A 20,780-nucleotide genomic window follows, 5' to 3' on the forward strand; every position below is an offset into this window, starting at 1 on the left:
ATAACCCTGTGGTATCTAACATTTTTTACTCCTTAAATGTAAATAATTGATAACTGAAAGGTGAAAACTGAAAGTGGATAGCTTTTTAATTCTTAATTTTCATCTTTCACCTTTCACCTTTCACCTTTCATCTTTCAGTTACCACTACTCAATTATGGGTTACTGTTTTTTCACTTGAGGAGAAAGTTTAATTTTTTTGATATTTTTTAAGGTTGGTTTGATAGGATAAAATTGCTAGACTAGCTAGCCATCTATAAATACTGTTGAGACTATAAAGGGATAGTTACCCTACTTATCACCTATCTTTACTTTTGTGGCTAAATAGCTTATATTAAAGATGTTTTAACAAACAAAACCAAAGACGCTTAAATAAGTTATTACCTAATTAATAGGCTAAGGTCGCTATAAATAGCTCTTTAAGCCGATTTATTAAAGTAGTTGTAGGAGTAATTATGGACGAAAACTCGTTTGATAACCTAGTTAAAGATATATCAGTTGAAGAACGCAAAGACCTTTCGGAGAAAATCGGCGAAAGCCTTAGTTTAAGCGAGCCGGTTATCCCTAAGGCTTTTTATTGCGATAAAGCTATCGTAAGTAACACCAGCCAAGCCGCCGAAATAAACCGGTTTTTACGGCAAGAATATGCTAAGTTTCGCTTCTTTAAACGTTTAGCCATTGGTTTTCAGGTTACTTTTTTAAAAAAAGATAAACAATTAATGATTATGCAGGCCGTTTTAGATAATTTACGCCGGCATATAGAAGAAGGCGGTTATTTTGTCGATTTTGATAGTAATAACTTTACCGCTAAATTTGCCAAAGAACTTTATCAGCTATCTAACCTTTGTCGGCCGCTTAGGGCCGCCTTTATTAAAATTTGGCGCGATAACGCCACCCTTAATTTAGTGCTAAGCAATTTTTTACAAAGCAGCAAAGAAGAAAGCCTTAACCGTTTTACCGTTTACACCTTTGCCACCAACGAACAGCTATTAGAGGCTTATTCTAAAAGCAACGATATTAACGATGTACGCAAAGTTATTTTACGCGGTATTAAAAATTATACCGATAGTATACCCGAATCGCATTTTAAAACTATCCGTAAAAATATTCTGCCTTTTTATTATGTTCAAAGGTTAATTACCTTTAATTACAACGATATTTTTGCTTTATTCGGCACAAAAGTTAGCGGCATAAACGAAAACGAACACCCGCATTTTAACCCCGCCCCTATCAGTATGGCTTTTAATAATGTCATCAAATTTAACTACTATTTAGTTATGGCTACCAACTTACAATTTACTAAAGAGATAGCCTCTACCCTTTTTAGGGCTTATTTCGTAAGCGAAGGTTATCCCGAAGACGAACTGCACACTTTAATAGAAGAAAAAATAAAGCAATTGGATACGCTTAGTAAAGGTATCGCTAAATTTAACGGCCGGGTTTACCTTAACGATATAATTGCTTACTACCAAAGTAATCCTCTTTATAAAACCGTGATTGAACCCGTACGGCTCGATTTAAAACAGTTTTATAATAATTCGCTAAAGTTAATGGTGTTTGATAATTTTAACGATATAATACAGGAACTAAGGCTAGCTTTTATCGACCAAGAGGTGGTAACCATCTTTAAAAACAAACCGTTGACGACCCTTAATTACTATGTATCTTTAAATGACGAAAATTGGCCTAAAGATAAATACCCTCAATTTAAACATGGCAAAAGTTTAATGCTTATGTACAATTTTTTAAAAGATTGGTACAAAAGTAACTTATTAATTGTAACCAACTTAATTAGCGCCACAGTTTTAGCTAAAGCCCCAGCTTTACAAGGTAAAATAAACGAATTTAAAATTAAATTTAGTGCGGTAGAGGATAAAATTAAACGGTTTGATAACAGCTTAGCCCCCGAAACCGAAGCCGGCCAAAGCTTAACTACCTTTAAAAGAGATATAAACGAAGGAACGGCCTCGCCCAAATTATTTAGAGCCTTTATTAACCAGCGCGATACCGAAGCCTACGAACTATTTCTAGAGGCCTTAGCTATTTTTGATGAATTTAGTAGGTTTACCGTTGCTAAGGTAACTAAATCGCCCACAGAATCGGTGCGTATGGCCTTAACCGGCTTTTATGCCGGCTTGTCGCGCGAGTTTCCGTTAGGCGAGGTTATTAACAACAACTTAACTACCATAAATAATTTTACGCAAATGTGTAAAGAGCTTATTGCCTACGAAAGTATCGATGAAAAAGCTTCTTAGTTTATTTTTATTAATCTTATCGTCTTTTGCTTATGGCCTTACAGCAGATGAGTGGCAAAGTTTAAGGGCGCACGAAAACCGTGCCGAAGGCTCTCCCGGCGAAGTTTACACGCTGGCCGTCATTAGGGCGGTGGCTAACCGCCTTAACCTGCATGTAAATGAACGCCGTTTTACCGAGCTGGATAACTTTTTTTCTTACTCGGCTAACCTCGAAATTTATATTACCGGTCTATCGGCCGACGAAGTTATTTATGCCGTACCGCTCAACAATCCTACGGCCTCGCTGGCGCCGGCGCTTATTTTATTGCAAGAGATGGCCGGCGGCGAAACACCTGTGGTAGGGGCACGCTTTTTATTTTTAGGGGCTGAAAAAGGCGATCAAGCAGCTTACCCCATAGGCAGCCGGCAATTTTTACAAAGTTATGCCCCCTTTGGTACAAGTGCCGTCATCTATCTCGATTTATTAAGCCCCAGCTTGCCTATTAATTTAGCCGCTCAAGGCAACTATATTACCCCTTTATGGGCTTTATATTTAGCCCGCCAAGCCTTAAGTAATGCCGGCCTAAATTTTACCTTACCCAATAACCGGTTAGCTGCTATCCGCAGCAATTTTTTTACCGATAACCATATAATTGATAACTACCATAATTTAAATTATAGTGCGGTACTCTTAAGCACCGCCCTTAATGCAAATATAACCGAAGCAGCCCATGAAGAAGAATGGGCCGCCAATTTAGCTTTAGCTTTATACCGGCAGCATTTAAGCCTAAACGAAGTAAACACCCGGCGCGATATTAACTACCTATTAGCCGCTAACTTTTTTATTAGTGAAACCGTTTATATCTTTATTTATTTAGCCATTATTTTTATTATGCTTACTTTATTAAAACCTAGCCATTTTAAGGTAGGTTCGTACCTCAAAGCTACCATTAAGTATGGCGGCGAGTTTTTATTACTGTTTTTGCTTTTATTTATCTTTTTATTTTTGGCCACTTTTTTCATTAAAAATTTATTATTACTTAAACAAAGCGACGAGTTTTGGCGGCATCAGCCTTTATTGTTTATGGTGGTTAAGCTTGGGTTTGCCGTTTTCTTTACCAACACCAGCTTTAGGGTGGTACGTTTTTTAGGCTTAGCCAACTCGCCACGTCTTTATAATTCGGCGGCTTCGTTATTGGTTATCATTAATTTAATTATCTTTACCTTATGGAACATTACTTTCGGCCTTGTTTGGTTATGGATGGTGGTAACTTTGGCCATTTTTAACCGTGTAAAACACTCTAATTTAGCCGAACTGCTAATAGTTGTTTCTTATTTACCTTTAACTTATGTTTTTATCGTTTTTTTTATTACCCCGTTTTTTAATATCGCCGAGCCGCTGTTGTTTTCGCCTATTTGGGGTAATTTATTTATATCTTTAGTTATTTTTCCTAATTTACTTATGGCTTTAAGTATTTATCATAAGCAGCGCAGTTTGCAGAAGCGGCAGGCTTACCAAAACTTTTTTTCTTTTGTTTTTTTACCATTAGTAGTTATAGTAACTTTTTTGTTAATTTATAATTATGTTCCTTACTCCCGCGGCGAGCCGCAGCCTATCTTAGTTATTTTAGAAGAAGAGGTAAATATTAACCGCGCTACCCTGCGTTTATTAAGCCCCGAACCGCTGGGCAACATCGATATAACCATAGAAGACACCCACCTTCCACTGGTAAATTTAGGCCGCAGCGCCTTAATTAACTTAACTCCCAGCACCAACTTTAGCTTACAGGCCAGTAGCGCCCCTATACTTGGCCGTAACCAAACGCAAATTAATTTATATAGCAACCGTACACCCACACGTATCGAGCTGGAGTTAATTGCCGACCGGGCTTTAGGCTCTATCGATGCCAACTACCCCATTGCTATCGGCAGCTTAGCCGAAACCCCCAATATGGCCACCATCTTTATTGGTAAAAACCCGCCTATGCCTTTGCAGCTAAATTTAATCCACGAGCGCGGCCTTAACTTTACTTTACAAATTACCGCCTTTTTTGCCGATACTTTTGTAGAGGCCCCGCCGCGTTTTAATTTAACTAAAGAGCATCAAGTTAGCCAAACTTTGCCGGTTGTTATCAGCCATTAGCGGGCTAAAAAGACAGTTGCCCTTTAACCTTTATTTACTTATCTTTAAAAGATAAAGGAGAACCTAATGAACGAGCACCTAAAAAAAGCTAAAGAAGAAATTACCGTAGCCTATAAAGAAGGGTTAGACCAATTAAAAGCTTGTGTTAGCAAAAATAAAGCCGATATAGAGCAAAAAACAGACGAAATTTTACAAAAACTTGATGCGTTTAACCAAAAACAACTGGCCGAGCTTAAAGATGTAAGCGGCGAAGAGCTAACCAAACTTAAACATTTTAGCGCCGAAAAAACCGGACAGCTTAAAAAAGCCGGCCACGATTTATTACAAAAATTGGCGGATAAAACGCAATAGTTTTATATTAAAAAACAACTCCACCGGTAAGGGGAGTTTATTTGTTCTTTTTCAGTTTATTTGCTCTTAGTGGTAAAACGTTTAGCAAATAGTTCGCTATGGTCGCCCATGTATTTTAACTCGTCTAAATATTGCTCAAGAAGCTGGCTTTCGCCAGCTTCTAACTTCAGACTACCTGCTAAATTACAACTTTTAAGGCTAAGCAAAGCTTTTCCCAGCAATTTTTTAGCCATTAAAAAGCCGTTATCCTGTTTATTAATTAATTTACAATAGTTATATAACATTGTGCGCGACATTAAAAAGCTGGCAGGGTTTAAAAATTTATCACTATTGGTAAGTAAATCGCTTAAAATTTTGTTGGTTAAATAACTTTCGTTTAAAGTGTTGTTAAGCAGTAACAAATGAGGTAAGTTAGCTTCTAATTGCTGTAAATTATGGCAGCTTAAAAAATCGGTTATAGCTAACTGGCTGTTAAGGTTACTCAATGGGCCGGCAGCGGCCGGCAAACCGGTTAAGGCCTTAATTAAAAGCCCTTCGCCTAGCCCGCCGCTTAAAGGGGCTTCGCAGCCCATTACATAACCGCCAAAGCTGGTATAACTAATTAACAAAATAACTAAGGCATTAAAAATGCTGTTATCTTTGTAATTATTGGGCAATAGGTAGTTGGTACCGGCCAGCATATCGGCTAATTTACTATAATTTAACAAAACATTGTAACGGTAAATGTTCTCGGCATAACCAACTACCACACAGGCATAAAAAAGTTTGCTTAAACTATGTTCGTTTTGAGACTCGGCAATAAGTTTATTTAAAGCATAGCTGTTTATAGAAACAAAACTTATCCCCGCTTGGTTGCATAAAAAAAGCTGCTCGGTAAATAAATAATACAACTCTTCGTGCCAGCTGCTTTGGGTAATATCGTGATTATCTGTAAAAGTTAATCTAAATTTTAGCTTATAAGTGGCTTTAAAGTTATTTAAATAATCTAAAAAGTAAACCAGCCCATCGCTGTTTATTATAATATCTTTAAATATAAAATTAAAGATAACGCCGTCATCATAATTTTGTAAGTGGGCTAAAACCTTAAGCATTTCGTCTTTGACAAAAATTAAATAATTTTTGTTGCCGTCTTCAAAATTATCCAAAGTTATGTTATACTCAAAGTGTATTTTGCCATAACCTAAAGTTAATCCATTTAAATTAATGGGTTTGAGTGCTTTACCAAAGGTAAAATCGTTAATATTATTATACATGGCTAAATTATAAGATAAAATAAAAATGATGTCTACAAATGTGTTAATTTTTACAGGGGGCGAGCGGGTTTTACCGCAGCATTACCGGCCGTTATTAACTATAAATAGTTTGTTAATAGCAGCCGATAGCGGTTACCTTTACTACGAAGACGGTTTAACCTTTGATTACGCCATTGGCGATTTTGACAGTGCGCCGGCCGCTAAAGCTAAACAAATAATTAGCTACCCGCCTAATAAAGATTATACCGATACCGAACTGGCGGTGCAGCTGGCCGTTAGTAAAGGTTTTAGCCAAATATATTTAATTGGCGGTAGCGGCGGCAGGCTAGACCATTTAATGGCTAACTACCGGCTGCTTTACAGCTACCCTATTACCCAGTGGCTAACGGCGCACGAGCATATAAATGTGGTAAGCGATGAACTTACTTGGCAAAGCCAAGAGGTTGTCTCTTTGATAGGGAATGAGGAGAGCCAAATTGCCGAATGTACAGGTTTAAAGTGGCCTCTTAACGGGCTTAATTTTGCTAAACAAAGCAGTATTAGCAACCAAACTACCGGGCGTTTTAGCCTAAAAATGGCTAAAGGTAAATTAATTGTAATACGCCCTTACAATATACCGTTAATTTTATAACTAAAAAAGTCGAAAAGTAAAGTAATTTGTATTAAAAAGCTAGCCGGAGTAACAAGTATGGCCAAAAGAATATCTACCAAAATGTCTTTCTTACTAACTACAGGGATTGGCTCTATTGCCATCATCACCTGTATTGTCCTTATTATGACAGGCCGTTTAATTAGCCTTTCGCAAGAAAATATGCAAAAAAGTTTGGCTTCTACGGCAGCGACAACCCATGCTATTTTACAAAATTTTACCACCACTTACACCAACGTTATGTTACAGCTAAGCCGCAGCGCCGAGCTGCGCGGCTTTATGGAAAATCCCGGCAGCCCCGCCGCCGCCGCTAACTTAACGGCTTTATTAAGCGCCACCAAAGGTATTTATACCGATATAGATATTATCCACTATGTAAACTCTAGCGGTACGGTAGTTCTTTCCTCCAGCGGTATGGGGCTTAATAATAATGTTTCTTCTGCCGCTTGGTTTCAAAGCGCTATGGGTTTTAATATGTATATGAGCGATGTACCGTTTACTTCGGCCTTTACAGGCCGAGTTGTTACGGCGTTTGCCATTCCGGTACGCACCGGGCAGGGTCAAGGCGCTACCGGCAGCGGAGTACTCTATATAGAAGTAAATTGGCATAACTTTTTACGGCAAAACTTTGAAAATATCAGTATTGGCCAAACTGGCTACATAATGGTAGAAAATGCCCGTACCAATATTGTAGTTGTCAACCGCGATTTTGATTTAATCGGCAACCCTAACCATAGCTTTTTACTGCCTTATTTAACCGAAATGACCGGCAGCGGCGTGGTTACCAATGCCTTTGATGGCAATGGTATTTTATTTAGTTACTATACCGCCAACATCAACCCCATGACTAGCTCGGCTAACTTTGGTATTAACCTACCTTTATGGCGCACCATTGTAATACAAGACCGCAACGAAATTTTAGAGCCCGCTATGGCTGGTATTTTTGATGTGATAAGGGTTGGTATTGTTATGGTTTTAGTCCTGCTGGCCTTACTCTTTGTGGGTTATTTTTTAAACATAGACAGAGTACTGGGCGGCGAACCAACTTTTATTTTAGGAGCTATCGATGAAATAATCGATAAGAATTTAGTTATTACCTCCGAACAAGAAGAATCTTTTCCTAAAAACCCTAAAGGTATTTTACGCTCTTTAATAAAGATGAACAACGATTTAGCCGGCACAATTAAACACCTTAAGGAAGTGTCGGACCACTTAACCTCCGGCAGTAACGTGATGGAAGATGGTTTTAATAGTATGCTTGATAGTAAAAACAACATTAATGACAGCATTAATGAAGAAAAACGCATTATGGTAGATGCCCAAAAGGGAATTGAAACCGTAGAAATCAGTATTACCGAGCTAAACGGTTTAAGCGATAAACTTACCGAGCAAATAGAAAGCCAAGTAACCAGCCTTACCCAAAGTTCGGCCGCCGTTAAAGAAATGATTGCCAACATTGGCTCGATAACCGGTAATATTAAAAAACTTAACGATGGCTTTAACCATCTAAAAGAGGCCAGCAGCTTAGGCCGTGACCTGCTACTAGCAATGAGTGAGCAAATTCACGAAGTATCTACCCAATCGGAATCGTTGCAAGAAGCCAACGAGGCTATCCAAAGTATTGCCAGCCAAACCAACTTGCTGGCCATGAACGCCGCTATCGAAGCTGCCCATGCCGGCGAGGCTGGTAAAGGTTTTGCCGTAGTTGCCGAAGAAATTCGCCGCTTAGCCGAAGAAAGTGCCGAGCGTGCCATCGATACCGGCACAAATTTATTACGCATTAAAGAAAGTGTAGATAGGGTAACCAACGGTAATGAAGAAGCCCAAAACTCTTTTAGTATTGTTTTAGGCCGCATTAACAACCTTAACGATATACAGCTGCAAATTGGAGCGGCGATGACCGAACAAAACGAAGGCAGTAAAGAAGTGTTGGTAGCCATAGAAGAAATGAATAAATTATCTATCGATGTAAAAGAAACTTCGGGCGATATTAGCGGCAATCAAGATATAATTAAAGACAGTATGGCTTCTTTAAAAGAAACTGCCGTAGCTATTAATGCCGCTATTAATACGGTAGCCGACGAAACGGTTACCTTAAGCAGCCTCTTTAGCGAAAACCACGCCCAAGTGCAGCAAAACAGAAATTTGATTAAACAAATTAACGAAGAACTTAATGGATTTAAGGTTTAACCCTTATAAGTTAGCGATTGCGCGGCCTTAAAAAGCGGCGGCAATTTAAAAAGGTAATGGTAAGTAAGGTAAAAAATGAGCGATTATTTTGATAGTGATGAGCTTTTAAAAGATTTTTATCTTGAAGCAGAGCAACAAGTTGAAATTTTAGAACATAATATTTTAGCTATTGAAAATGATAAAAGCGACAGCGATGCTATCGACGAAATATTTAGGGCTGCCCATACGCTAAAGGGCGGAGCAGCTACGGTACAAATGACCGAACTGGCCGAGTTTACCCATATAGTAGAAGATTTACTCGATGCCATAAGGGCCAACAAAGTTACCATTATTACCGCTACTATCGATGCGTTGCTCGAGGCCCTCGATGTTATTAAGGCAATGCTGGAAGAGCGTAAAAACGGCAGCATTTATAACCAAGATGTTAGCGACCTTAAAACTATCTTAAAAGGCCTTACCGCCGGCAGCACCGTGCCTTCCGCGCCGCCGGCAGCAGCCCCCGTTGCTCCTGCTCAAACCGCCGCCGCCGTTCCGCAACCCGCCGATGAAAGTCAAATTGACGGCAGTTTAGTGGCCAACAACGGCCCTTCGGCCGAGCTTACCCAAGATGATATAGAAGAAATGCAGGCGGCCCTTCCCTCCGGCGCTACTTTATATCGTGTGCGTGTAGAATTTGACGAAGCTAACCCCATGAACTCGGTAGGCGGTATCCAAGTATTTGCCAGTCTTAAAACGATAAGCCAAGTGCTGCGGACCTTCCCCGATTTTGATAAACTTTACGAAGATAACTTTTTTCCTTTTGTCGATTATTATATCGCCAGCAGCAACCCGCTTAACGAGATTGAGGCTAAAGGCTCTATCTCCGATGCTACCCTATCAATAGCGGTAAGTAATGTCAGCCAACTTCAAATAGTAGGCTCGGCTGTTCCCGCTCAACCCGCTGTAGCTGCTCCGCCGGCCATCAGTGAACCACCGGCAGCAACACCGCCGCCGCAACCGATAGCTGCCGCTCCGGCCGTAACGAACGAAGTAAACGACTCTGGTATAGCCAACCTGCCGCTTAACGAAGAAGAGCAGTTGGCCCGGCGGGCTCCGGCCGCCGGCTCTACTAAAGTAGAAACCACGCAAATGCTTAATGTGGATTCTAAACGTATCGATGTGCTTTTAAATTTGGTCTCCGAAATTGTTATTACCAAAGGAGCGTTTAACCAAGTTTTAGGGCAATTAAACAATAATGTAGCCAGCTTTCAATATGTAAAAAGCACCTATAATATGGCTTTAAAGAAATTTATCGATAATTTGCCCGATTTAATTACCAATATGAACAGCGGCGAATTTACCATTAAAGATGTGCGTAAATCGGTAACCAACTCTTTTCAGGATATTTTCTTTGCCCTGTTAGGGTTTGAAGCCGAATTGCGCGGCGTAGAGGGTAAAATTAAAGGAGTGGCCACCGATTTAGGCCGCACCACCAACGAACTGCACGAAAGTGTGCTTAAAGTGCGCATGGTGCCGGTAGATAAAACCTTTAAACGTTTTCCTAAATTGGTGCGCGACCTTTCGCGTAGCCTCAATAAAGAGGTGCACCTCGAAATTATTGGCGGTGAAACCGAAATGGACAAAACCGTAGCCGAAAAATTAACCGACCCTTTAATGCACTGCGTACGCAACAGTATGGACCACGGTATCGAGCTGCCCGATGTGCGCGAGCGGCGCGGCAAAAGCCGCGAAGGCAATTTAATTTTAAAGGCCAGTAATCAGGGTAATACCGTTATCATCGAAATTACCGATGATGGTAATGGCATCGATGTTAATGCCATTAAAGCCAAAGCCATTGAGCGCGGCATTATTAAAGAAGATAAAGTTTTAAGTAACCAAGAGGCCTTTAACTTAATGATGGAGCCCGGTTTTAGCACCGCCAAACAAATTACCAATGTTTCGGGGCGCGGTGTGGGGCTTGATGTAGTAAAGCGCTCGATAGAGGGCTTAAACGGCGAGATTAGTATTTGGAGCGAGCTGGGGCACGGCACCACTTTTACTATTAAACTGCCTTTAACTTTAGCTATTATTCAGGGCTTAATGGTGCGGGTAGCCAAAAACATTTTTGCTATCCCTATTGTCAACGTGCTGGAGAGTTTTAGGATTAAACCCAGCGAGATTAACCAGCTGGATAACTTTGAGGTATTTAATGTGCGCGAAGATGTGGTATCTATCTTGCGTTTAAGTAAAATTTTTGGTATTACGGCCGACCCCGACCAAGAACATAATTTTATTGTAGTAGTAGGCACAGAAGATAAAAAAGTTGGCTTAATGGTAGATTCGCTTATTGGCGAAGAAGATGTGGTTATTAAACCCTTAAAAGACCAGTATGCCGCCAGTAAAGGCATAGCCGGCGCTACCATCTTAGGTGATGGTACGGTAAGCCTAATCATCGATGTGGCCGAGCTGTTGACTTTAGGCTATCAAAAAGAGCTAGAAATGCGTACTGATAACCGCCAAAGTTTAGCTTTAAATGAGGTATAATATGAGCGGTATAATGGCAAATAACAAAGAAAACTTAATAAACCTTGATTATAAAATGGTAACTTTTTCGCTGGGCGACAGAGATTACGGCATTAATATTTTAAGTATTAAAGAAATTCAAAAAGGAAACCGCTTTACTTATATCCCTAATGCCCCCGATTATGTACGCGGCGTTTACAACTTGCGCGGCGAAATTATTAGCGTGGTAGATTTACGCACTTTTTTTGGTATTGCCGTTAAAAGTAAGGCCGAAAAACCGGCCGAAGAATTAATTTGCCGGAATTGCCCCGTCGAAGAAAAACAATGCGAAACCTGCCCGGTAGCTTTTGCCCAAAGCGAATTAGAAAAAGAAAAGGCCCTCAATGAATTAGCCAAAAATGAAAAAATTAATAACGCCGGCTGGCGGCGCAAAGAAAATGCGGGCAATGCCCAGCTGGAAAATATTTTAATCGCGCGTATCGGCGAAACTACTTTAGGTATTATTGTGGATAGTATTAGTAAAGTAATCAATGTCGATTCGGGCACTATTCAACAGGCTCACCCGCTTTTTGCCGATGTTAATATTCAATATATTTATGGGATTGTCGAAAAAGAAGAAAAACTTTACATTATTTTAGATATTGATAAAATCTTTGGTAAATACGATAGCGAAAAAACCGCCGAAGGCACACCGGCCGCCGCCGTAGCCCCGCAAACCACAGCCGCTGTCCAGCGTCAGCAGGTAATTAGCGCACCGCCGGTTTACGAGGAGATAGTGCCCTATCAGCCGCCGGCCGCCGCCGAAGTTATAGAAGAAGAAGTACCTACCCCGCTCTCTAAAGATGAGCTGGCCGAACTGTTAGAGCCATTGCCTAACCAAGATTTACCCGATGAGGCCGATAAAAGCCGCCTTTTAGCTTTAAACACAGAAGGCATAGACCCGATGGCGGCGGCGGCGCAGCTTAATACTGAGCAATTAAAAGAGCAGCTTCATAATCTAAGCGGAATTTATATTAATGATGTTAATGAAAACTGGTTTACCGAACGTGTGGCCGAGTACAACCATCAGCTGGGAGCGGCAGCTTTAAATATGAGCAGCAGCGAAGAGGCTGCCGATTTTTTAAATACTTTTTATTCGCGCTGTAGCGAAAGTTTATGGGACGACCTTTTGCTTAACGAATTAATTAGCCTGCTGCCCGATGAAGCGGCCGATGTTTTTGATATATCTTCCGTCAACCCTAACAATAAAGGTAATATCTTTTATATTTGGAATATCGGCTGTGCCGGTGGTTACGAAAGTTATTCGGTGGCGGTAGCGGCTTTGCAAAAAAACGATAAAATAAAAGTGGTAGCCCAAGATAAAGATTTACTCAAAGTGGCCTCGGCTACCAGCTTAACGGTACCAGAACCCACCGATATATCACCTCTTTACCGGCCTTATTTAAGCGAAGCCGGCGGCAGCTGGCAATTTAGTAACGAACTCAAAAATATGATTATTTTTGAGTACCACGATATTAACCATGCTCACAAACCACCCGGTCTTAACTTAGTAGTGGTGCGTGATGTGCTCTCGTTCTTAGAGGCTGAGCAGCAACAAAAATTATTGGACGAAATAACCCGGCTGGCAGCTAAAGGTGTTATTTTAATTGTTGGCGATAACGAAGTTATAAATAGCGATAGCTGGCAGCGGTTAGACAGCAGCCTATCGGCTTACCAAAAAATATAACCTAACACAATTTAACAGGAGAAATTATGCGAATTGACTATATCAACCCTTTTGTAGAATCGGCCTTTTCGGTAATGCACGAAATATTAGGTTGCGAAATAAAGCGAGGTGATTTATACTTAAAAGGTAAAACGCAAAGCATTTTAGGGGTAGCTACCATCGTCGGCTTAGCCGGCAGCGTAGAGGGGCGGGTTATTTTAGATATGAAAACGAGTACAGCCTTAGCTATTGCCAGCGCCATGAACTTTGAAGAGCTAACGGTAGTGGACGATTTAGTACAAGCCACCATTACCGAGCTGGCTAATATTATTACCGGCCGAGCTGTATCACGCCTGCACGAAATGGGCTTTAAATTTGATATTACACCGCCTGCTATTATTACAGGCGAAGGTACTAAAATTCATGATGCCGGGATAGAAGCTTTAATTGTACCGCTGGAAATGCCGCTGGGTAAAGTTGAAGTTAATGTGGCCATAAAGGAAAGGGGGTAATTTAAATGAATGAAATACCGGGAATAGCAACAAAAGAGCCGCAAGGGCTTAAATCTGATGGTTCATCTTATCGGGTAATGATAGTTGACGACTCTATGTTTGTAGCCAAACAAATTGGCCAAATTTTAAGCAGTGAAGGTTTTGAGGTAGTGGCCACCGTAGGTGATGGCGAAGCTGCCGTAGAGCAATATAAAATACTGCAATCTAAAATAGATTTAGTAACGATGGACATTACCATGCCTAAAATGGACGGCGTTACCGCCCTAGAAAAAATTATCGAGTTTGACCCTAACGCTAAAATTGTTATGATAAGCGCTTTAGGGCGGCAAGATTTGGTAAAAAAATCGTTAATGTTAGGGGCCAAAAACTATATTGTTAAACCGCTAGACCGTAAAAAGGTATTGGAGCGCGTGGTAAGCGTAGTACGTAACTAAAAAATAAAGCTAATGCCTTAGCATAAAGCACCGATAATTTAAAAACGGGAGAACTATTTTTAACAATGTACAATAAACTGAATGCAGGGGCCTTTAATGCCTATAAAGAAACTAGGGTTAAAACAGCTAGTCAGGCTCGTTTAATTGTAATGCTTTACGATGAAATGCTTAAGCAAATCGATTTAGTAATTGAGTGCTGCGAGCAAGGCGTTAATGTAAAAGATTACGAAGTTATTAACACGGCTATTAACAAAGCTCAGAGCATTATCGGCGAACTTATGTCGAGCCTAGATTTTGAAAAAGGCGGCGATATTGCCCCAAACCTCTTTCATATCTATCAATATTTTAATGTAGAGCTTACCGAAGCTAACTTGGCTAAAAAAGTTGGCAATTTAGTAGATGTACGCCAAATGGTAAACGATTTGCGTGAAGCTTGGAACGCTATAGACAGCAACAAGAGCGACCCTAAACAAGAGGCCATTAATATTGCCGGTTAGCACCGCTACCTTAGTTAAATATCGCCTTAAACTTAATAAGCAATTAATTAATTTTAAGGCTATCAATGAAGAGCTTAACCGGCTTATCATTAACGGCCAGTTAAGCGAGGAACTGCTGGATAACCACAGCGTGTTGTTAGATGATGTACTAAACCTTAAAAAACTTATCGACACTGCCGAAGGGCAATTTAACGGCCCTTTTAGCCCCCATTACCAAAATTTAATTAAAGAAAGCGATAGCCTTTACCGGCTTAATCTTAAATTATGCGAAGAGCTTGCGGCTCTTTTTAAAGGGCGGGCAGCCGAAGTAAAAGCCTTACTTAATAACAGCAAAACGCAAGGCAATAAGGCTTATAAAAAAAATTTAAAACATAACACCCCCTTTATACTAGACATTGAAGGCTAAATTAATTATTATTAATAATAGCCATGAAAAAGCTAATAATAGTTATATCTCTTCTATTTTTATTGCCGCTTAATATTTTAGCGCAAGATAGGCCGCGTATTGGCCTAGCTTTGGGTGGCGGGGCGGCTTTGGGTTTAAGCCATATTGGTGTACTTAAAGTGCTGGAAGCTTACAATATCCCCATCGATATTGTAACCGGTACCAGTATTGGCTCGTTAATTGGGGCTTTGTATGCTTTAGGCTATACCGCCGCCGAAATAGAACACATTGTGGTAAACGAAATAGATTTTACCCGTATTTTAGATGACACTTTGCACCGCCGTTTTCAGGATATGGCCACCAAACTTTACAACTTTAACTCGCCGCTGTCTCTCTCTTTTGGCTATAATCGAGCCGGCCAAAGATTCAGCGGCCTTTCGGAAGCTATCGAGCTGGAGAGTCTCTTCGATTATTACAGTTGGCCCAGCGGCCGTTTTAATAGTTTTACCGAATTTCCACGCGCTTTTGCCGCCATCACCACCAATTTACAAACCGGCGAGGCGGTGCGCTTAACCGACGGCCCGTTAAGCGTGGCTTTGCGTGCCAGTATGGCCTTCCCTACCATCTTTACACCGGTTAGGCACAACGGTATAATTTTAAGCGATGGCGGCCTTACCCGTAACTTACCGGTAGAAGACGCCTTTGCTTTAGGGGCCGATATTGTAATTGCCATCGATTTAAACCCGCGCTTTCCCGATACCGGCAACCCCAGCATTTTTACCAGTTTAGCCGAGTTGCTGTTAAGCCAAGCTAACGAAATAAATTTAGCCCAGCGTGCCTTAGCTAATGTGGTTATTATGCCCGATTTAAGCGATTTTGAGTTATACAGTTTTGGCCGGGCACGCGAACTTATCTTTGAGGGCGAACGCGCCGCTTTGCTGGCCATCGAGCAACTGCTACCGTTGGCGCAGCCGGATAATCAATTTGTCCTTGCGCCGCGCATATACAATGAACCGGTTTTAATAGAAAACATCGAGATAGACGGCACAACGGCTACCGCCTTAGTTTTAAGCTACTTAAATATTAGCGCCCCAGCTTATATAGAGTTAGATACCTTATGGCCGGCTATGCGCCGCCTTAGCTTTAACGGCCACTTTAAACGCGCTCGCTTTAACTATAGCGGTACCACCTTAATTATTACTTTAGAAGAAAATTTACCTTATCGTGTAGGCATAAATTTACGTTACGATTCCGATTTTAGTTTAAGCGCCGGCTTTTCGCTTGGTTGGTTATCTGCCGGCAGCTGGCTAATGAACGGCCAAACCAGCTTGCTTTATCAAAACGGTTTTAAAAATGTGGGCTACTTCGGCCTTGTGTATGGCCAGCTGCATTGGCTGGAGCTTTTTAGCACGTGGTATATAAACGATAGTCTTAGGCCGCTGCCGGTTAGGCCGGCCAACGATATTGTCCCCTTAAGAAGCGAACTTAATGATTACCATATTAATTTAGGGCTAGCCGTTAATATTTCTTCTATCAGCCGTTTAGAGGCCGCCTATCGTTTAGGACATTTTTCTACCGGCCACGTACAAACACCGTTTATCGAAAAAAATTTTTTTGATGTACAAGGTAATCTTTCGGCCCTTATCTTTAGTTTTCATATCGATACCGAAAACAATGCTCACTACCCGCGCTCGGGCTTAAAGTTTAGCGCTCATAGTTACATCGGGTTAGCTCCCTTTAACGAAAGCGGCGAGTTTATCCGGCTAGATTATTTAATGCGTTATAACATTCCTTTTGCAGCCCTTAACCGCCGTTTACCGCTGCACGGCGAGCTTTCGTTTACTTTGGGCAGCAGCGGCGGTATGCTGTTTGGCGATGAGGCAGCCGCTTTGCCTTTAATTTTTGTACTGGGCGGTATGACCGGCCGTAATAACCTGCTAACTATGCCGGGTTTTGAGATAGGCACCGCTTACGGGCTATCGGCTTTAAGTTTTAACGCCGGCTTAATGTATACTATGCTCTCGCGCCTGCATATTATAGCTAAATGGAATGCCGCTTTTATCAGTTTAAACAGCCCCGATTATAATTTGTTTAACGAGCAAAATTTGTACCAAACCGCCGGCCTAAAAATAGCTATAGATTTTACCATAGTTCGCCTTGAGCAAGGGCTTTACTGGAACATTAACCGTAACCGCCCCTATATAACTATCGTTATCGGCAGCTCTTTTTAAATTATTGGCTAAATTAAGCTATAAAAAAATTAATGCACCTCTTGCTAAAGTTAGTTTTTTTATGTTATACTAAAGTTATTTAAGTAAGGTGTCAATTTAAATGAACAAAACAGTTATTACCGGCATAAAACCTACCGGCGAAGTGCACATTGGCAACTACTTAGGGGCCATTAAACCAGCCATAGAGCTGGCCAAAAAGTACAAGGCCAGCTATTTTGTGGCCGATTATCACGCCCTTAATACAGAACACAACGCAGAGAATTTGCGCCGGCAATCGCTTAACGTGGCCGCCACTTGGCTGGCCTGCGGCCTTAACCCCGATGAGGTTATTTTTTACCGCCAAAGTGATGTGCCGGAAACCTTTGAGCTTAACACCATCTTAACTAACTTTACGGCCAAAGGCCTGTTAAACCGTGCGCATGCTTATAAAGCCGCCGTTGATAACAACCGGGCCAACCACGAAGCCGATGACCACCACATTAATATGGGGCTGTATAGTTATCCGGTTTTAATGGCCGCCGATATTTTACTTTTTGACAGCAACTTGGTACCGGTTGGCCACGACCAACAGCAGCATGTAGAAATTGCTGCCGATATTGCGCAAAGTATTAATCACCTTTATGGTAAAGAGTTATTTACCGTCCCAGAACCTTACTTAACGCCGGAAGGGCAAACTATTGTAGGGTTAGACGGCCGCAAAATGAGCAAAAGTTATAATAATGTAATCCCGTTATTTGCCGAAAGTAAACGTCTTAAAAAAATTATTAACAGTATTAAAACCAACAGTCAAGAGGTGCACGAACCTAAAGAACCGGAAGGCTGTACCATCTTTACTTTGTACCGTCTATTTGCCGGTGAAAGTGAGGTAGCCGGCTTGGCTAGCCGTTACCGGGCCGGCGGTATGGGTTGGGGCGAGGCTAAAGCGGCTTTATACGAAGTTATAGAGCGCGAATTTGCCGCTAAGCGCGAGCTTTTTAATAATTATATACAAAACCCTCACTTAGTAGAAACACACTTACAGCAAGGGGCCGTTAAAGCGCGCTCTTTAGCTACAAATAAACTAAAACAGCTACGCAAAGCCATTGGCATAGATTAAAAAGGAGGCAACAACGATGAATAAATGGATAAAAGACCTTGAAAATCGCATTGAGTACGACTACTTTAAAACTTTAGGTAAAGCTACTAACGAACAGCTACAATTTGCTATAAGCCGCAAAGCTTTAAGCGAATTATGGCGTAAATGGTTAGCTACTAAAAACTTGCTTTACCGTAATAAAGTAAAGATGGCCTACTATTTTTCTGCCGAATTTTTAATGGGCCGCTGGTTAGGTAACACCCTCATTAACTTGGGCGAAGAAAAGGTTTTAAGTGAATCCTTAAAGACTATTAACATCGATTATAACACCCTAGAAGAAGTAGAGGCCGATGCCGGGTTAGGTAACGGCGGGCTTGGCCGTTTGGCTGCCTGTTTTTTAGATAGTATGGCCACCCACAACTTACCGGTAATGGGTTACGGTATACGTTACCGTTTTGGTATGTTTGAGCAAAAAATTGTTAATAACGAGCAGATAGAATTGCCCGATAATTGGCTAAGAAACGGCGACCCCGTTGGTGTTAAACGCGATGACAAAGCCGTTAAAGTTAAATTTGGCGGCCATGTAAAAGTTAGTCAAAATAAAAACGGCGACAATATATACAGTATTGAAGGGGCCGAAGAAGTGGTAGCCACTCCCTACGATATACCTGTAATTGGCTACAAAACCGATACCGTGCTCACCTTAAGGTTATGGCAAGCCAGCAGCCCCGATGGCTTCGATTTAAATTTGTTTCAGAACGAACATTACACCAAGGCTGTAGAAAAAGAAAACCGAGCCGAAGATATTAGTCGCGTGCTTTATCCCGGCGATAGCGGCCCCAGCGGCAAAACTTTGCGCTTAAGACAGCAATACTTTTTTGTTTCGGCCTCGCTTCAAGATATAATTGTACGTTACAAAGAAATATGGGGTAACGATATTAAAAAACTACCCGAAGCCGTTAGCGTACAAATGAACGATACGCACCCCGCCATCGCCGTAGCCGAGCTTATGCGTTTGCTCGTAGATGAAGAAGGCTTAGGCTGGGACGAAGCGTGGCAAATAACCATTAAATGCTGCGCCTACACCAACCACACCGTGTTGGCCGAAGCCTTAGAGATGTGGCCTATCGATATTTTTGCCGCTTTAATGCCGCACCACTATCAAATTATCGAAGAAATTAACCGCCGCTTTTTAGGTTATTTGCGCAGCGAATACCCTAATAATTGGCACAAGCAAGGCAGTATGTCCATCATTGGTGATGGTAAAGTTAAAATGGCTTTTTTAGCCATTGTGGGCAGCCATAGCGTTAATGGCGTAGCGGCTTTGCACACTCAAATTTTAAAAGATAAAGTTTTGCGCGATTGGTATCAGCTTTTCCCCGATAAATTTAATAACAAAACCAATGGCGTTACCCAACGCCGCTGGCTGCTTAAAGCCAACCCCGAGCTGGCAAGTTTTATTAGCAGTAAAATAGGTGAAGGCTGGATAACCAACCTTGACGAATTAACCAAATTAAAACCTTTAGCCGCTAAAGATGATGTGCTAAGCGAATTTATGCAAATAAAACGCCGTAACAAACAAAAATTAGCTAATTATATTTTAGCTAATAACGGTGTAAGTGTTAGACTAGATTCTATCTTTGATGTACAAGTTAAACGTATACACGAATATAAACGTCAATTATTAGCGGCTTTGTATGTTATTTATCTGTACCGCGAGCTAAAGGCTAACCCTAACCTAGATATAGTGCCGCGCACCTTTATTTTTAGCGGGAAGGCAGCCAGTACCTACAAACAAGCTAAACTTATTATTAAATTAATTAACACTTTAGGTGCGGTTATTAATAATGATACCAGCTTGAATGATAAACTTAAAGTTGTCTTTTTGGCTAATTACCGAGTGAGTTTGGCCGAAAAAATCTTCCCCGCCAGCGATATTAGCGAGCAAATCTCCACCGCTGGCTATGAGGCCAGCGGTACCGGTAACATGAAGTTTATGCTAAACGGCGCCATTACTTTAGGCACAATGGACGGCGCTAATGTAGAAATTGTGGAAGAAGCCGGCGCCGAAAATGCCTTTATCTTTGGCCTTTCGTCCGATGAAGTAACGGCGGTACGAGCCAGCTACTCGGTAGGCGAGCTGCTGGCTAAAGATGCCGAGCTGGCGCAAATCCTTGATATGCTGGTGAGCGGCCCTTTAACCGTTAATGGCGATTTTAGGGAGCTTTACAACAGCTTAGTGCATGGCGTTAATGGCAGCCCGGCCGACTATTATATGATATTAAAAGATTTTAGAAGCTATGTTAGCGCCCAAAAAACGGTGGATAGCCTGTTCCGTAACCAAGACGAATGGGCGCGCCGGGCCTTTTTAAATGTGGCTAGCGCCGGTAAATTTAGTAGCGACCGTACAGTTAAGGAATATGCCAGCGAAATTTGGAATATAAAACCATTTAAGTAAGTGTTTATAGGCAGCCTCTGTGTTTTAGCAGAGGCTTTTTTAAAACGATTTATTAATTGAACCAGCCTTTTATAAGCATCGAGCGGTACTTTAAGCTTAACAATTAACCAAAAGTTAATTATTTATACATATCACTCTCAATCCTCTTCGCCGGCGAAAAGGAT

The 20,780-nt window shown here is 41.2% G+C and carries 15 protein-coding genes; 14 read left to right on the forward strand and 1 reads right to left on the reverse strand.

What is annotated here, in order from left to right; all coding sequences use genetic code 11:
• Window positions 1-452: 452 nt before the first annotated feature.
• From FWE37_00890 to FWE37_00900, 3 genes are all read left to right on the forward strand, one after another.
• Window positions 453-2,252 carry a DUF5312 domain-containing protein gene (locus FWE37_00890; GenBank protein ID MCL2519547.1) on the forward strand — a complete coding sequence of 600 codons (1,800 nt, stop codon included), beginning with the start codon at window positions 453-455 and terminating at the stop codon, window positions 2,250-2,252.
• Window positions 2,236-4,374: a hypothetical protein gene (locus FWE37_00895; protein MCL2519548.1), complete on the forward strand. Its 2,139-nt coding sequence runs from the start codon at window positions 2,236-2,238 to the stop codon at window positions 4,372-4,374. The genes FWE37_00890 and FWE37_00895 overlap by 17 nt, the downstream gene beginning before the upstream one ends.
• Window positions 4,375-4,440: 66 nt before the next feature.
• On the forward strand, window positions 4,441-4,725 hold the full coding sequence (locus tag FWE37_00900; GenBank protein MCL2519549.1) for a hypothetical protein: 285 nt from the start codon (window positions 4,441-4,443) through the stop codon (window positions 4,723-4,725).
• 56 nt (window positions 4,726-4,781) lie between these two features.
• Here FWE37_00900 and FWE37_00905 read toward each other — a convergent pair whose 3' ends face one another.
• The gene (locus FWE37_00905) at window positions 4,782-5,978 is read right to left on the reverse strand and encodes a hypothetical protein (protein ID MCL2519550.1); all 1,197 of its coding nucleotides are present in this window, start codon (window positions 5,976-5,978) and stop codon (window positions 4,782-4,784) included.
• A 25-nt stretch (window positions 5,979-6,003) separates the two neighbouring features.
• Here FWE37_00905 and FWE37_00910 point away from each other — a divergent pair, with 25 nt between their 5' ends.
• The 11 genes from FWE37_00910 (at window position 6,004) to FWE37_00960 (ending at window position 20,616) form a co-directional block, all read left to right on the forward strand.
• Window positions 6,004-6,609 (forward strand): thiamine diphosphokinase, encoded by a 606-nt coding sequence (locus tag FWE37_00910; protein ID MCL2519551.1) that lies wholly within the window; start codon window positions 6,004-6,006, stop codon window positions 6,607-6,609.
• 57 nt (window positions 6,610-6,666) lie between these two features.
• The gene (locus tag FWE37_00915) at window positions 6,667-8,817 is read left to right on the forward strand and encodes a methyl-accepting chemotaxis protein (GenBank protein ID MCL2519552.1); all 2,151 of its coding nucleotides are present in this window, start codon (window positions 6,667-6,669) and stop codon (window positions 8,815-8,817) included.
• A gap of 75 nt (window positions 8,818-8,892) precedes the next feature.
• Window positions 8,893-11,340 (forward strand): chemotaxis protein CheA, encoded by a 2,448-nt coding sequence (locus tag FWE37_00920; protein ID MCL2519553.1) that lies wholly within the window; start codon window positions 8,893-8,895, stop codon window positions 11,338-11,340.
• A 13-nt stretch (window positions 11,341-11,353) separates the two neighbouring features.
• Complete coding sequence (locus FWE37_00925) at window positions 11,354-13,045, forward strand: chemotaxis protein CheW (GenBank protein ID MCL2519554.1); 1,692 nt, start codon at window positions 11,354-11,356, stop codon at window positions 13,043-13,045.
• A 26-nt stretch (window positions 13,046-13,071) separates the two neighbouring features.
• Window positions 13,072-13,536, forward strand: coding sequence for a chemotaxis protein CheX (locus tag FWE37_00930; protein ID MCL2519555.1), 465 nt, complete (start codon window positions 13,072-13,074; stop codon window positions 13,534-13,536).
• A 5-nt stretch (window positions 13,537-13,541) separates the two neighbouring features.
• Entirely contained in the window at window positions 13,542-13,970 is a 429-nt protein-coding gene (locus FWE37_00935) for a response regulator (GenBank protein ID MCL2519556.1), read from the forward strand.
• A 65-nt stretch (window positions 13,971-14,035) separates the two neighbouring features.
• On the forward strand, window positions 14,036-14,467 hold the full coding sequence (gene fliS / locus FWE37_00940) for a flagellar export chaperone FliS (protein MCL2519557.1): 432 nt from the start codon (window positions 14,036-14,038) through the stop codon (window positions 14,465-14,467).
• The gene (locus tag FWE37_00945; protein ID MCL2519558.1) at window positions 14,457-14,873 is read left to right on the forward strand and encodes a hypothetical protein; all 417 of its coding nucleotides are present in this window, start codon (window positions 14,457-14,459) and stop codon (window positions 14,871-14,873) included. Before fliS ends, FWE37_00945 begins: the two co-directional genes overlap by 11 nt.
• 23 nt (window positions 14,874-14,896) lie before the next feature.
• Window positions 14,897-17,083 carry a patatin-like phospholipase family protein gene (locus tag FWE37_00950; GenBank protein MCL2519559.1) on the forward strand — a complete coding sequence of 729 codons (2,187 nt, stop codon included), beginning with the start codon at window positions 14,897-14,899 and terminating at the stop codon, window positions 17,081-17,083.
• Window positions 17,084-17,183: 100 nt separating this feature from the next.
• A complete protein-coding gene (gene trpS, locus FWE37_00955; protein ID MCL2519560.1) occupies window positions 17,184-18,179 on the forward strand; it encodes a tryptophan--tRNA ligase in 996 nt (331 codons plus the stop codon).
• Window positions 18,180-18,195: 16 nt separating this feature from the next.
• On the forward strand, window positions 18,196-20,616 hold the full coding sequence (locus FWE37_00960) for a glycogen/starch/alpha-glucan phosphorylase (protein ID MCL2519561.1): 2,421 nt from the start codon (window positions 18,196-18,198) through the stop codon (window positions 20,614-20,616).
• The last annotated feature ends 164 nt before the right edge of the window (window positions 20,617-20,780 follow it).

The sequence above is a fragment of the Spirochaetaceae bacterium genome, assembly GCA_009784515.1.
Taxonomy (GTDB): domain Bacteria; phylum Spirochaetota; class Spirochaetia; order WRBN01; family WRBN01; genus WRBN01.

What these genes read in the sequence shown, in the direction of transcription:
- FWE37_00905 (MCL2519550.1), bottom strand. Translation starts at nt 5,978, where the DNA reads ATGTATAATAATATTAACGATTTTACCTTTGGTAAAGCACTCAAACCC.
- FWE37_00890 (MCL2519547.1), top strand. Translation starts at nt 453, where the DNA reads ATGGACGAAAACTCGTTTGATAACCTAGTTAAAGATATATCAGTTGAA.
- FWE37_00910 (MCL2519551.1), top strand. Translation starts at nt 6,004, where the DNA reads ATGATGTCTACAAATGTGTTAATTTTTACAGGGGGCGAGCGGGTTTTA.
- FWE37_00935 (MCL2519556.1), top strand. Translation starts at nt 13,542, where the DNA reads ATGAATGAAATACCGGGAATAGCAACAAAAGAGCCGCAAGGGCTTAAA.
- fliS (MCL2519557.1), top strand. Translation starts at nt 14,036, where the DNA reads ATGTACAATAAACTGAATGCAGGGGCCTTTAATGCCTATAAAGAAACT.
- FWE37_00925 (MCL2519554.1), top strand. Translation starts at nt 11,354, where the DNA reads ATGGCAAATAACAAAGAAAACTTAATAAACCTTGATTATAAAATGGTA.
- FWE37_00920 (MCL2519553.1), top strand. Translation starts at nt 8,893, where the DNA reads ATGAGCGATTATTTTGATAGTGATGAGCTTTTAAAAGATTTTTATCTT.
- FWE37_00950 (MCL2519559.1), top strand. Translation starts at nt 14,897, where the DNA reads ATGAAAAAGCTAATAATAGTTATATCTCTTCTATTTTTATTGCCGCTT.
- FWE37_00930 (MCL2519555.1), top strand. Translation starts at nt 13,072, where the DNA reads ATGCGAATTGACTATATCAACCCTTTTGTAGAATCGGCCTTTTCGGTA.
- FWE37_00895 (MCL2519548.1), top strand. Translation starts at nt 2,236, where the DNA reads ATGAAAAAGCTTCTTAGTTTATTTTTATTAATCTTATCGTCTTTTGCT.
- FWE37_00915 (MCL2519552.1), top strand. Translation starts at nt 6,667, where the DNA reads ATGGCCAAAAGAATATCTACCAAAATGTCTTTCTTACTAACTACAGGG.
- trpS (MCL2519560.1), top strand. Translation starts at nt 17,184, where the DNA reads ATGAACAAAACAGTTATTACCGGCATAAAACCTACCGGCGAAGTGCAC.
- FWE37_00900 (MCL2519549.1), top strand. Translation starts at nt 4,441, where the DNA reads ATGAACGAGCACCTAAAAAAAGCTAAAGAAGAAATTACCGTAGCCTAT.
- FWE37_00960 (MCL2519561.1), top strand. Translation starts at nt 18,196, where the DNA reads ATGAATAAATGGATAAAAGACCTTGAAAATCGCATTGAGTACGACTAC.